Origin of the sequence: Nocardia sp. NPDC050710 (genome assembly GCF_040654375.1) — a bacterium.
Lineage (GTDB): Bacteria > Actinomycetota > Actinomycetes > Mycobacteriales > Mycobacteriaceae > Nocardia.
Window position 1 is genome coordinate 464,457 of record NZ_JBFAHV010000001.1, and the last position, 12,358, is coordinate 476,814.

The following is a 12,358-nucleotide window of genomic DNA, read 5'->3' on the forward strand; positions in this document are numbered from 1 at the left end:
AATCAGGAGAACTTGATCTCCAGGCCGATGCCGAGGATGGCGATGACCCAGACCATGCCGGTGAAGATGGTGACGCGGTCGAGGTTCTTCTCGACGACAGTGGAACCCGACAGGCTCGACTGCACACCGCCACCGAAAAGGCTGGACAGACCTCCACCCTTGGCGCGGTGCAGCAGCACCAGCAGCACCAGCAGCAGGCTGGTGATGATCAGGAGGATATCCAGGAACATCCGCATGGCGACCAGTCTATGGGGTGCGTTTGCCCAGCACCTAATGGGGCTCGACGGCGACCAGATGGGTGACCCGGTCGTCACCGACGGTGAACCGCGATACGTCCTGTTCTCGTAGTTGATCTTGGGCGGTCAGCCGCACCTGATGCTGGTGCATATGCTCGGCCCAGGACCGCACCACGAAGGCTTCCACATAGCGGTCCAGGACTCCCACATCCCGGTACAACCGCCATTCCATCGCGCCGGTCCGCTGCCGCGATCGCCCGACGAACACCATCGCCGCCATGAACTCGGGCACACTCTCCGGGGGCACGTCGTAGGTCCGCAGCACCATGACCGGCCCGTCCTCCGGATCCGGCTCCACCACCAGCTGCGGCTCCGGCCAGAACGCCGAGGGCGTCAGGTCCAATTCCTCCGCATTGTGCCGGATCGGCAGCCATACGCTGCTCAGCGCACTGCCCGCGAGAAAAGCGGCGGCGATCAGCAGGGCGGGCACCGAACCGAGCGCGCCCGCGACCAGGCCCCACACGAGCGAGCCGATGGCCTGGCCGCCCATGAAGACCAGCAAGTAGACCGACAGTCCGCGCGCCCGCACCCAGGCGGGCAGCAGCAACTGCATGGTCGAATTCATCGTCGACATTGCCAGCAGCCAGGCCAGACCCGCGCCCACCAGCAGCACCAGTACCAGCGGCATCGAACGCAGCATCGCGGTACCGGCCGTGGCGAGGCCGAAGAGCACCGCGGCGGCGGTGAGCCGCTGGGTGGGCGTCAACAGCGCCCGAATCCGCGACAACCCCACCGCGCCGAGCACGGCGCCGAGGCCGAGCGCACCCAGCATCAAGCCGTAGCCTGAGGACGAGAGTCCGAGCTTGTCACGCGCGATCACCGGCAGCAGCGCCCACAGCGCGCTGGCGGGCGCGATGAACAGGATGGAACGCAACAGCACCCGCCGGATCGCGGGGGCGGCCCGGATGAAGCGGGTCCCCGCCTGTAGTGCGGCCAGCGGGCGCTCGCTGGGCAGCTTGCGATCGGTCGCGGGCCGCCGCCAGAACGTCAGGACCGCGACGATCCCGCCGAAGGAGAGCGCGTTCAACGCGAAGACCAGCTCCGGTCCGGAGAGCGAAATCAGCACCCCGGCCAGCGCGGGCCCGACCGCCCGGCCGATATTGATATTCATGCTGCCCAGTGCGGCGACCGCCGTGATCTGGTCACGCGCAACGAGTTCGGGTTGGATCGCCTGCCACGCGGGCGCAGTCAGCGCCTGCCCGCAGCCGAGCAGGAACAGCAGTGTGAGCAGAACCGCGGGCGTGGTGTGCCCAGTGGCGGTGGCGATCGCGAGCACCGCGGCGAGTGCGGCCATCGCCGACTGCGCGCCCAACAGCAGTCTGCGTCGATCCACCAGGTCGGCGAGTACCCCGGAGGGTATCGACAGCAGCATCACCGGCAGCGTGATCGCGGTCTGCACGAAGGACACCAGCGTCGCCGCGTTCGGCTCGTCGACCAGGATCCACTGCGCACCGACCGTCTGCATCCAAGTCCCGAGATTGGAGACCAGTTGCGCGATCCACAGCGCCCGATAGATCGGGGACCGCAGCGGCGCCCATGTCGATAGCGGGGTCGTCGCGTCGGCGGTGCTCACTCGCGAGAGCATATCCCGGGCGCGTCGCCCGGCCCGGCGGGCGCGTCGCTGAACCGCGCCGTCGCCCGCGTGATTGCCGGGACCGGCCGTCGGTTGCCCGCCGGACGGCGTAGGTGCGCAGCATACGAACCGAGTGGTGCACGAAGGCCAGTGCGTCGCAGTGCAATTCGCCGCGTTCCCATTCGTGAACATCAAGGGCCTGTTCGACTACCCGGGGCGATCCGATGCGCGCACTCGAAATGCGGGCGGTGCTCGACGAACTCACCCTCGGCAACCGTGACGTCCCGAGTCAGCTGCTGGACCCGGGCGCGCCGGCCGCCTTCGCCAATGCCATCGGTCAGACCCTGGCCTCGGCCTTCGGCCTGCCCGTCTGTGAGCCGCCACCCCGGTCGCGACGGCGTCGGTAGCATCGCGCATATGTCGGCTCACTTCGTGCGATTGGCTTCGATCCTATTGCTCGCGCTGGGCGCGGCCGCCGCATGCTCCAGCGACTCCGGTTCCGGCACCGACTCCGCCACACCCGCACCGACGCCGGTCGGGCACACCTATATCTCCACCGGTGTCGAGGGCGCGCCGATTCCCGGCGGCGGACCGCTCACCCTCACCTTCACCACCGACCGGATCACCGCCTACGCGGGCTGCAACACCATGTCGGGGACGATGACCCTCGATGAGCACACGCTGCGGGTCGAACAGCTGGCCAGCACGCTGATCGGCTGTTCCGGGGAGACCGCGGACGCCGATGAGTGGGCGCACCGCCTGCTGACCTCCGCTCCCGGCTGGCAGCTCGACGGCAGCACGCTGACGCTGAAGAACAACGACCAGACCATCACCCTGTCGGATAAGAAGGTCGCCCAGCCCGATAAGCCGCTGAAGAACACCACCTGGGTGGTCACCGGTCTCATCACACCGGACGCGCAGATCCATTCGCAGACCATCGAGGAGGTGAAACCCAACCTCCGCATCGCAGAGGACGGCGCCGTCTCCGGCAGCGCGGGCTGCAACCGGATGACCGGGACCGCCACCGTCGATCCTTCGGGCTCGCCGGTCACCTTCCAGATCGGCACTACCAAGATGATCTGCCCGCCGGAGGTGATGGAGGTCGAGCAGACAGTGCTGCAAGCGTTGGACGGTAAGGCGACCGCCACCGTCGACGCGAACCTCCTGACCCTGCGCAACGACAACGGCTACGGTCTGACGTTACGAGCCGAATGAGGTCCGAGCCGACGAACTCCCCTCGGCCGGTGATATCGGTGGCCGGATCGCGCGCGAGAAACGAATCGGCCCGGCACCTCGCCGTGCGGCGTGGTACCGGGCCGATTCGAGCTTCCGCCCCGAGGATCAGGGCAGCGGGCCGCCCGCGGCGATCGCGGACAGGGTGGCGAACTCGTCACCCTTGAGCGAGGCGCCGCCGACGAGAGCGCCGTCGATATCGGTCTGCCCGACCAACTCGCCGACGTTCTTGGCGTTCACCGAACCGCCGTAGAGCACCCGGACACCCGCGGCGACCTCCGCCGAGGACAGCTCCGCCAACTCCTTGCGGATCGCGGCGCAGACTTCCTGGGCGTCGGCGGGGGTGGCGACCTTGCCGGTGCCGATGGCCCACACCGGCTCGTAGGCGATGACGATCTTCGAGATCTCCTCCGCCGTCAAGCCTTTCAGCGAACCGCGCAGCTGTTCGAGGTTGTACTCGACGTGCGTGCCCGCCTCGCGAACGTTCAGGCCCTCGCCGATGCAGACGATCGGGGTGATCCCGTACTTCAGCGCCTGCTTGGCCTTGGCCAACACGGTGGCGTCGTCCTCGTTGTGGTACTGCCGCCGCTCCGAGTGGCCGACCACGACGAAGCTGCAACCCAGCTTGGCGAGCATGCCGCCGCTGATCTCGCCGGTGTAAGCGCCCTCGTCATGCGACGAAACATCCTGCGCACCGTAGGTGAGCAGCAGCTTGTCGCCCTCGACGAGGGTCTGCACGCTGCGGATGTCGGTGAACGGCGGGATGACCGTCACGTCGACCTTGGCGAAGTACTTCTCCGGCAGCGCGAAGGCGATCTTCTGCACCAGGGCGATGGCCTCGAGATGATTGAGGTTCATCTTCCAGTTGCCCGCGATGAGCGGTTTACGTGCCATGGTTCAGTCCTCCAGCACCGAAATACCGGGCAGTTCCTTGCCCTCGAGGTATTCCAGGGATGCGCCGCCGCCGGTGGAGATGTGCGAGAAGCCGTCCTCGGGCAGGCCGAGGGTGCGCACGGCCGCGGCCGAATCGCCGCCGCCGACCACGGTGAACGCGCCCTTACCGGTCGCGGTCACGATCGCCTCGGCGACCCCGCGGGTGCCCGCGGCGAAACGCTCGAATTCGAAGACGCCCATCGGGCCGTTCCAGAACACCGTCTTCGCCTCGGTCAGCAGCGCGGCGAACCGGTCCACCGAGTCGGGGCCGATGTCCAGCCCCATCCAGCCGTCCGGAATCTCGTTGGCGTCCACCACCTTCGACTCCGCGTCCGCGGCGAACTTATCCGCCACCACGATGTCGCGCGGCAGGTGGATGACGTCCGCGTAGCGCTCCAACAGACCCTTGCAGGTGTCGACCATCTCCTGCTGCAGCAGCGAGGTGCCCACCGAGAGGCCTTGGGCGGCCAGGAAGGTGAAGCACATGCCGCCGCCGATCACCAGGGTGTCGACCTTGGGGGCGAGCGCCTCGATGACGGCCAGCTTGTCGGAGACCTTGGAGCCACCGAGCACGACCGCGTACGGGCGCTCAGGGTTCTCGGTCAGCTTGGCCAGCACCTCGACCTCGGCCGCGACCAGTGTGCCCGCATAGTGCGGCAGCAACTGGGCGACGTCGTACACCGAGGCCTGCTTGCGGTGCACCACACCGAAGCCGTCGGAGACGAATGCGCCGTCGTCGCCGACCAACTCGACCAGGGCGGCGGCCAGCTTGGCCCGCTCGGAGTCGTCCTTGCTGGTTTCGCGCGCATCGAAGCGCACATTCTCCAGCAGCAGGACATCACCGTCGGTGAGGCCCTCGGACCGGGACAGCGCGTCGTAACCGACGACATCTCCGGCCAGCTGGACATTGCGGCCCAGCAGCTCCGCCAACTTCACCGCGACCGGAGCCAGCGAGAACTTCGGGTCCGGCTCACCCTTCGGGCGGCCCAGATGCGCGGTGACAACCACTTTGGCGCCGGCCTCGACCAGCGTCTCGATGGTGGGCACCGACGCGATGATGCGGCCCGGGTCGGTGATCTGACCATTGTCATCGAGAGGGACGTTCAGGTCGGAGCGCACGAGCACGCCCCGGCCTTCGACACCCTCGGCCAGGAGATCCTGGAGCGTCTTGACTGCCATGTGTCAGAGCGACTTGCCGACGAGGCCGATGAGATCGGCGAGACGGTTGGAGTAGCCCCACTCGTTGTCGTACCAGGAGACAACCTTCACCTGGTCGTCGATGACCTTGGTCAGCGGCGCGTCGTAGATCGACGAGTGCGGGTCGGTGACGATATCGCTGGACACGATCGGGTCCACGTTGTACTTCAGGATGCCCTTCAGCGGGCCCTCCGCGGCGGCCTTGTAGGCAGCGTTGATCTCGTCGACGGTGGCCGACTTGCGCAGGGTCGCGGTCAGGTCGGTGACCGAACCCGTCGGGACCGGCACGCGCAGCGCGTAGCCGTCCAGCTTGCCGTTCAGCTCCGGGAGCACCAGGCCGATGGCCTTCGCGGCGCCGGTGCCGGTCGGCACGATGTTCAGCGCGGCCGCGCGGGCGCGACGCAGGTCGCTGTGCGGGCCGTCCTGCAGGTTCTGGTCCTGGGTGTAGGCGTGGATGGTGGTCATCAGACCACGCTCGATGCCGAACTCGTCGTTCAGGACCTTGGCCAGCGGGCCGAGGCAGTTGGTGGTGCACGAGGCGTTCGAGATGATGTTCTGGCTGCCGTCGTACTGGCTGTCGTTGACACCCATGACCACGGTGAGGTCCTCACCCTTGGCGGGCGCGGAGATGATGACCTTCTTGGCGCCGGCCGCGATGTGGCCCTTCGCCTTGGTGGCGTCGGTGAAGATGCCGGTCGACTCGACGACCACGTCGACGCCCAGGTCACCCCACGGCAGGGCCGCCGGGCCCTCCTTGATGGCCAGCGCCTTGATCCGCTGGTCGCCGACCACGATGGTGTCCTCGCCGTCCAGCGACACGTCCTGCGGCAGGCGGCCGAGGATCGAGTCGTACTTCAGCAGTGTGGCGAGAGTCGCGTTGTCGGTGAGGTCATTGACTGCGACGATCTCGATGTCGGTGGTGCCGAGCGCCTTCTGCGCCTCCACCGCCCGGAAGAAGTTACGTCCGATACGACCGAAGCCGTTGATGCCTACCCGGACAGTCACGTTATCGCTCCTCAGCTTTCAAGCGGATTCATTCCGATGCCCCATTCACCCTAATGCCCGCCCGCCCTGTCTCCGACACGCACCTGGGATTCATGAACACGCGCTACCTGCCGATCTCCCCGTCGGCTACCGCGCCGTGGGCCGGTCCGGCCGGGCACGATCATGACGGGCCGCGCACCGAGCATCCCGCAATACCCCTGAACGCAATTCGAGTCATGAATAATCCGGCCGAGCCCGGGCGTGGCGCACAGCGTCGAGCTACCCACCCGACACATCTCCGGCCGGTGGCGACGCACTCGGGGTGCGTCACCACCGGCCGGAGGTGGGCAGAAATTCGACGGAACTTCGGCGCAACTACGCCTCGTCGAGAAGTTCGGCGGTGACGGCGGATTCGGTATCCGGGATGCCGAGATCCTTGGCGCGCCGGTCGGCCATCGACAGCAACCTCCTGATGCGGCCCGCGACGGCATCTTTCGTCATCGGCGGATCGGCCAGCTGGCCGAGTTCCTCCAGCGACGCCTGGCGATGCAGAACGCGCAGCTTGCCAGCGGCCGCGAGATGATCCGGCACATCGTCGCCGAGGATCTCCAGCGCGCGCTCCACCCGGGCGGCCGCGGCGACCGCGGCCCGGGCCGAGCGGCGCAGGTTCGCGTCGTCGAAGTTTGCCAACCGGTTCGCCGTCGCACGGACCTCGCGCCGCATCCGGCGTTCCTCCCAGGTGAGCCGGGTGTCCTGGGCGCCCATCCTGGTCAGCAGCGCACCGATCGCCTCACCGTCGCGGACGACCACGCGATCGGTGCCGCGCACCTCGCGTGCCTTGGCCGTGATGCCCAGCCGCCGCGCCGCGCCGACCAGGGCCAACGCCGCCTCCGGACCGGGGCAGCTCACCTCGAGTGCCGAGGAACGACCCGGCTCGGTGAGCGAACCGTGCGCGAGAAACGCACCGCGCCAAGCGGCTTCGGCGTCGGCGATGCTGCCGCCGACCACCTGGGCGGGCAGGCCACGCACCGGACGGCCGCGCACATCGAGCAGACCGGTCTGGCGCGCCAGCGCCTCACCCTCCTTGGATACCCGCACCACATACCGCGAGGTCTTCCGCAAACCGCCCGCACCGAGTACGTGAACATCGGAACCGTAGCCGTACAGCTCGAAGATCTCTCGGCGTAGCCGGCGCGCGATGGAACCCATATCCACCTCGGCCTCGACGATCACCCGCCCACCGACGATGTGCAGGCCGCCCGCGAACCTCAAGAGGGCGGAGAGCTCCGCCTTGCGGGAACTCACCTGCGACACCGTGAGCCTGCTCAGCTCGTCTTTCACTTCGGCTGTCATCGCCACGAGACGCGCTCCTTTCCACCCAACCCGGACCGCACATCCGCGCCCATGTGCCGTCCCTCGACTCGAAGCCCTGCCATTTGCGGCCGAGGTTGCCGGATCAGCTGATCCAGTGCGGCGGCAAGCTTTCCGGGATGATGCCGGTCCGTTCCCGCTTCGGCGACATCGGAGAAGGTTACTCGTGCCCGCAACTGTTCGGCAGCCCTGGCCACATGTTCACGCTCCCGGCCTTCCGGCACCGAGCCGGAATCGACCAAAACCTCGTCGACCACGAATTCCGGTGCGTGCTGGGACAATACATGGAGATGACGCTCCGCGGAGAAACCCGCCGTTTCACCGGGCTCGGCGGCGAGGTTGAGCACCAGGACTTTCCGCGCCCTGGTGTACACCAGCGCGTCGCGCAATTCGGGCACCAGGACGTGCGGAATCACGCTGGTGAACCACGAACCGGGGCCGAGCACAACCACATCGGCGTGTTCGATGGCCGAGGTCGCCTCCTGGCTCGCGGGCGGATCCGAGGGGATCAGCCGGACGCGACGCACCTTACCCGGCGTCGTCGCGACAGCTACCTGTCCGCGAATGCAGCGACTGACGCGTGGATCCGCTTCCAGCCCAGAAACATCCGCCTCGATGTCGAGTGCGATGGGTGACATCGGGAGGACTCGACCGGTGATTCGCAACATCCTGGCGACCTCATCGAGGGCAGCCACCGGATCACCCAGTACCTCGGTGAGTCCGGCGACGATGAGATTGCCGACCGAATGGCCGGCCAACGCGCCGGTACCGCCGAACCGGTGCTGGACGGTTTTGGTCCACACCCCGTCCTGATCCTCGGCCAGCGCGGCCAGCGCCATCCGCAGATCCCCCGGCGGGAGTACGCCGAGCTCGGCGCGTAGCCGCCCCGAGGAGCCGCCGTCATCGGCGACGGTGACCACGGCACAGATCTTTCTGGTCAATCGTCGCACCGCGGTCAGCGTCGCATACAAACCGTGCCCGCCACCCAGAGCGACAATGGCGGGATTCGATTCCCACCCGGTCATTCGCGCCCCAGATCCCGATGAACAACCCGTACCACGTCGGCGGAACCGTCGGATTCCTCGCTCATCAATTCGCCGAGCGCCTCGGCGATCGCCACGCTGCGGTGCTTGCCTCCGGTGCAGCCCACTGCCACCGTCATGTATCGCTTCCCCTCTTGGCGGTAACCATTCGTCGTCAGGTCGACCAGGTGGTGGCAGGTACTCAGGTAGTCGGCCGCGCCGGGGCGCGAAAGCACATACTCGCTGACCACGCTCTCCTGTCCCGAATGTTCCCGGAGTTCCGGAATCCAATGTGGATTGGGTAGAAAACGCACATCCAACACCATGTCGGCGTCCAACGGAACCCCGTACTTGAAGCCGAAGGATTGCACCGTCAGCTGCAATGCGGCGGGCGCACCGCCCCCGTAGGCCTCCTCCAGTTTGCGATGCAGCTGGTGAATCGACAGCTCCGTGGTGTCGATGACCAGGTCAGCGGCTGTTTTTACGGATGATAGCCGAATCCGTTCCGCGGCGATGCCCGCGGACAACGTACCGTCCGCACTCTCGCCCTGTAGTGGATGGCGGCGGCGGGCGAAGCCGAATCGCCGGATCAGCACGTCGTCGGAGGCCTCGAGGAACAGCACCCGGGTGCGTACCCCACTGGCGCGCAGCTGTTCGGTGACGACCGAGAGGTCGCCGGTGAAGAATCTGCTTCGTACGTCCATGACCAGCGCCAACCGTTGGATGGGCGGGTCGGCGGAGGCGCCGAGTTCGACCATGCGGCCGATCAACTCGGGCGGCAGATTATCGGTGACGTACCAGCCGAGATCCTCCAGTACCCGCGCGGCGGTACCGCGGCCCGCACCGGACAGACCGGTCACGATGACGACCTCGACCTGCTGCCGGGTCTGGCCGTCGGCTGCCGTCCCCTTATTGTTCGATTCGACGCGTGTCATGTCCTACCGGATCTGTGTCTAGGGTGCCTCTCGATCATCCCGCACCGGTTCCGGTATCGGGCGCTGACACACATGCGCGACTGCCATCCGTGCTGCACAGGGATGGCTCCCGAACATGTGAATCGCAACGATACCGAGAATATATGCGGGATGGAGCATGGCCGAACGTTTCGACCTCCTCACTCCTGCCGCAACGCGGCCAGCACGGCCTTCGCGGTTGCCACGCCGATGCCGGGCACCTCGGTGATCTGCTCCACCGTCGCCTCCTTCAGTTTGGCCACCGACCCGAAATGCGTCACCAGCGCGGTCCGGCGCGCCGCACCGAGTCCGCGCACCGAATCCAATGCGGACGCGGTCATCCTGCGTGAGCGTTTGCTGCGATGGAAGGTGATGGCGAAGCGGTGCGCCTCATCGCGGACCCGCTGCAGCAGGAACAGCGCCTCGCTGTTGCGCGGCATGATGACCGGATCGGGTTCGCCCGGCACCCACACCTCTTCCAGGCGCTTGGCCAGGCCGATCACCGCGACGTCGGTGATACCGAGCTCATCCAGGACCTCGGCGGCGGCCGCGACCTGGGGTGCGCCGCCGTCGACGACGTACAGGTTCGGCGGGTAGGCGAATTTGCGCGGACGGCCCGTGCGTGGGTCGATGCCAGGCCGGAAGTCGAGCTCTTCGGTCTCCTCGACCGCCGCGACGACCGGACCACCGTTGCTGTCGACCGTCCGCGCCGCGCTCTCGGCGGTTTCGACGGTGTCGAGTTCGGCGCGCTCCACCTCGTCGCGTTCCCGCCGCAGCCGGGCGAAGCGGCGTCGGGTCACCTCCGCGATACTGCCCACGTCATCGGAGCGGCCCTCCCCCGCCGCCTCCTTGATGGCGTAGTGACGGTATTCCGACTTGCGCGACAGTCCGTCCTCGAACACCACCAGCGAGGCGACCACATCGGTGCCCTGGACATGGCTGATGTCCACGCATTCGATCCGCAGCGGCGCACTGTCCAGTTCCAGCGCGTCCTGGATGTCCTGCAGCGCAGCCGATCGGGAGGTCAGGTCACCGGCCCGCTTGAGCTTGTGCTGAGCCAGCGCCTCCTGCGCATTGCGCTGCACGGTCTCCGCGAGGGCCTTCTTATCTCCGCGCTGCGGCACCCGCAATGTCACCGCCGAGCCGCGCAGCCTGCCCAGCCACTCCTGGATCTGCTCGGCATCGGCGGGCAACTCCGGCACCAGGACCTCGCGCGGCACCACCGCGCCCGGCTGCTCGTCCGGGCTCTGATCGGCGTAGGAGGCCTGCTCGCCGTAGAACTGGGTGAGGAACTGCTCGACCAGGGCGGCCATCTCCCCACCCGTCCCCGGGGCGTCGATCGCGTCGCCCGCCTTGTCCACCACCCAGCCCCGCTGACCGCGCACGCGGCCGTCGCGGACGTGGAAGATCTGCACCGCCGCCTCCAGTTCGTCGGTGGCGAAGGCGATCACGTCCGCGTCGGTGCCGGTGCCGAGCACCACGGCCTGCTTCTCCAGCGCCCGGCGCAGCGCCTGTACGTCATCGCGCAGACGAGCGGCGGTCTCGAAGTCCAATTCCTCGGCGGCGTCGTGCATGCGGCGTTCCAGATCGCGCACCATCTTGTCCGTGCGCCCGGCCAGGAAGTCGCAGAAGTCCTCCACGATGCGGCGGTGCTCCGCGGCGCTCACCCGCTCGATGCACGGCGCGGAGCATTTATCGATATATCCGAGCAGACAGGGGCGTCCGATCTGGTTGTGCCGCTTGAAGACTCCGTTGGAGCAGGTCCGCGCCGGGAACACTCGCAGCAGCAGATCCAGGGTCTCCCGGATGGCCCACGCGTGCGCGTACGGCCCGAAATACCGCACGCCCTTTTTACGCGCGCCTCGGTAGACGAACAGCCGCGGATACTCCTCGTTCAATGTCACCGCGAGCACCGGGTAGGACTTGTCGTCCCGATACCGCACATTGAAGCGCGGATCGAACTCCTTGATCCAGTTGTATTCCAGCTGGAGCGCCTCCACCTCGGTGGAGACGACTGTCCACTCGACGCTCGCCGCGGTGGTGACCATCTGCTTGGTGCGCGGGTGCAGCGACACGACATCGGCGAAGTACGAATTCAGCCTGCTGCGCAGACTCTTCGCCTTGCCGACATAGATGACCCGCCCGTGCGCATCCCGGAACTTGTACACACCGGGTTCGACGGGAATCGTGCCCGGCGCGGGCCGGTACGTCGCTGGATCTGCCACGAGTCCAGCCTATCGACGCGGTACGACACACCCCGCGCGGCCACCAGCCGATCGAGCCGGACCATGGATGTCGGGCGCGGGCGGCACGGCCCCTCCGACGACGCCTACCGGCCGCGCCCGGCGAACCACGCGCGCGCGTGCGGCTGGCGCAGCAGATGAATCACCGCCGCCGAGGTGCCCCACGCGTAGAACACCGTGAGCACCGGGACCACGCCGAGATCGGTGATGCCCGCGATCCGTGTACCGACGATGATCTGCAGTGCGGCCAGAACGATCGCGGCCCGGCGCACCACTACGGCGCCGGTGCCGAAACCGAGCACGGCGAGTCCGAGCAGCCAGCCGGGAGCGAACTGCACCGCACCCGCGGCGGCCGCGGAACCACCGACGGTGAGGCCGAGGATCACGGGGTAGACGATGCCGAATCCGGCAAGGCCGAGTGCCGCTTCGCGAGCCTCTCGCACCGGCTCGGGCATCCGCTGCGGCACCGCCGGATCGACGATGACCGAATCGCTGTAGGTAACCACGGCACACTCCCACTCGAGCCGCGTCCACGGCCCGGACGCGGGTGCCA

Annotated in this window: 12 protein-coding genes; 2 read left to right on the top strand and 10 right to left on the bottom strand. The window is 67.5% G+C overall.

Annotated features, from left to right (window positions below):
* Window positions 1-2: 2 nt before the first annotated feature.
* Window positions 3-236 carry a preprotein translocase subunit SecG gene (secG, locus tag AB0H61_RS02115; RefSeq protein ID WP_357298085.1) on the bottom strand — a complete coding sequence of 78 codons (234 nt, stop codon included), beginning with the start codon at window positions 234-236 and terminating at the stop codon, window positions 3-5.
* A 34-nt stretch (window positions 237-270) separates the two neighbouring features.
* Entirely contained in the window at window positions 271-1,881 is a 1,611-nt protein-coding gene (locus AB0H61_RS02120) for an MFS transporter (RefSeq protein WP_357298087.1), read from the bottom strand.
* Between the two features lie 212 nt (window positions 1,882-2,093).
* Between AB0H61_RS02120 and AB0H61_RS02125 the strand changes: the two genes are divergently transcribed.
* The gene (locus AB0H61_RS02125; RefSeq protein WP_357298090.1) at window positions 2,094-2,276 is read left to right on the top strand and encodes a hypothetical protein; all 183 of its coding nucleotides are present in this window, start codon (window positions 2,094-2,096) and stop codon (window positions 2,274-2,276) included.
* A 10-nt stretch (window positions 2,277-2,286) separates the two neighbouring features.
* On the top strand, window positions 2,287-3,084 hold the full coding sequence (locus AB0H61_RS02130) for an META domain-containing protein (RefSeq protein WP_357298093.1): 798 nt from the start codon (window positions 2,287-2,289) through the stop codon (window positions 3,082-3,084).
* 126 nt (window positions 3,085-3,210) lie between these two features.
* On the opposite strand, the gene tpiA is transcribed toward AB0H61_RS02130, so the two are convergent.
* The 8 genes from tpiA to AB0H61_RS02170 all read right to left on the bottom strand — a co-directional run bounded on the left by tpiA (window position 3,211) and on the right by AB0H61_RS02170 (window position 12,311).
* Window positions 3,211-3,996: a triose-phosphate isomerase gene (gene tpiA / locus AB0H61_RS02135; RefSeq protein ID WP_357298096.1), complete on the bottom strand. Its 786-nt coding sequence runs from the start codon at window positions 3,994-3,996 to the stop codon at window positions 3,211-3,213.
* A 3-nt stretch (window positions 3,997-3,999) separates the two neighbouring features.
* The gene (locus tag AB0H61_RS02140) at window positions 4,000-5,214 is read right to left on the bottom strand and encodes a phosphoglycerate kinase (protein ID WP_357298099.1); all 1,215 of its coding nucleotides are present in this window, start codon (window positions 5,212-5,214) and stop codon (window positions 4,000-4,002) included.
* A 3-nt stretch (window positions 5,215-5,217) separates the two neighbouring features.
* The gene (gap, locus tag AB0H61_RS02145) at window positions 5,218-6,237 is read right to left on the bottom strand and encodes a type I glyceraldehyde-3-phosphate dehydrogenase (RefSeq protein ID WP_357298102.1); all 1,020 of its coding nucleotides are present in this window, start codon (window positions 6,235-6,237) and stop codon (window positions 5,218-5,220) included.
* Window positions 6,238-6,591: 354 nt separating this feature from the next.
* On the bottom strand, window positions 6,592-7,569 hold the full coding sequence (whiA, locus tag AB0H61_RS02150) for a DNA-binding protein WhiA (RefSeq protein ID WP_357298104.1): 978 nt from the start codon (window positions 7,567-7,569) through the stop codon (window positions 6,592-6,594).
* Complete coding sequence (gene yvcK, locus AB0H61_RS02155) at window positions 7,566-8,612, bottom strand: uridine diphosphate-N-acetylglucosamine-binding protein YvcK (RefSeq protein WP_357298107.1); 1,047 nt, start codon at window positions 8,610-8,612, stop codon at window positions 7,566-7,568. The genes whiA and yvcK overlap by 4 nt, the downstream gene beginning before the upstream one ends.
* A complete protein-coding gene (gene rapZ, locus AB0H61_RS02160; RefSeq protein ID WP_357298108.1) occupies window positions 8,609-9,544 on the bottom strand; it encodes an RNase adapter RapZ in 936 nt (311 codons plus the stop codon). The genes yvcK and rapZ overlap by 4 nt, the downstream gene beginning before the upstream one ends.
* Before the next feature lie 179 nt (window positions 9,545-9,723).
* On the bottom strand, window positions 9,724-11,787 hold the full coding sequence (gene uvrC / locus AB0H61_RS02165; protein WP_357298110.1) for an excinuclease ABC subunit UvrC: 2,064 nt from the start codon (window positions 11,785-11,787) through the stop codon (window positions 9,724-9,726).
* 104 nt (window positions 11,788-11,891) lie between these two features.
* Window positions 11,892-12,311 (bottom strand): hypothetical protein, encoded by a 420-nt coding sequence (locus AB0H61_RS02170; RefSeq protein WP_357298112.1) that lies wholly within the window; start codon window positions 12,309-12,311, stop codon window positions 11,892-11,894.
* Between the last annotated feature and the right edge of the window lie 47 nt (window positions 12,312-12,358).

Excerpts from the sequence above, each read along its gene's own strand:
- secG (WP_357298085.1), bottom strand. The coding sequence starts at position 236 with ATGCGGATGTTCCTGGATATCCTCCTGATCATCACCAGCCTGCTGCTG.
- AB0H61_RS02120 (WP_357298087.1), bottom strand. The coding sequence starts at position 1,881 with ATGCTCTCGCGAGTGAGCACCGCCGACGCGACGACCCCGCTATCGACA.
- AB0H61_RS02125 (WP_357298090.1), top strand. The coding sequence starts at position 2,094 with ATGCGCGCACTCGAAATGCGGGCGGTGCTCGACGAACTCACCCTCGGC.
- AB0H61_RS02130 (WP_357298093.1), top strand. The coding sequence starts at position 2,287 with ATGTCGGCTCACTTCGTGCGATTGGCTTCGATCCTATTGCTCGCGCTG.
- tpiA (WP_357298096.1), bottom strand. The coding sequence starts at position 3,996 with ATGGCACGTAAACCGCTCATCGCGGGCAACTGGAAGATGAACCTCAAT.
- AB0H61_RS02140 (WP_357298099.1), bottom strand. The coding sequence starts at position 5,214 with ATGGCAGTCAAGACGCTCCAGGATCTCCTGGCCGAGGGTGTCGAAGGC.
- whiA (WP_357298104.1), bottom strand. The coding sequence starts at position 7,569 with ATGACAGCCGAAGTGAAAGACGAGCTGAGCAGGCTCACGGTGTCGCAG.
- yvcK (WP_357298107.1), bottom strand. The coding sequence starts at position 8,612 with ATGACCGGGTGGGAATCGAATCCCGCCATTGTCGCTCTGGGTGGCGGG.
- rapZ (WP_357298108.1), bottom strand. The coding sequence starts at position 9,544 with ATGACACGCGTCGAATCGAACAATAAGGGGACGGCAGCCGACGGCCAG.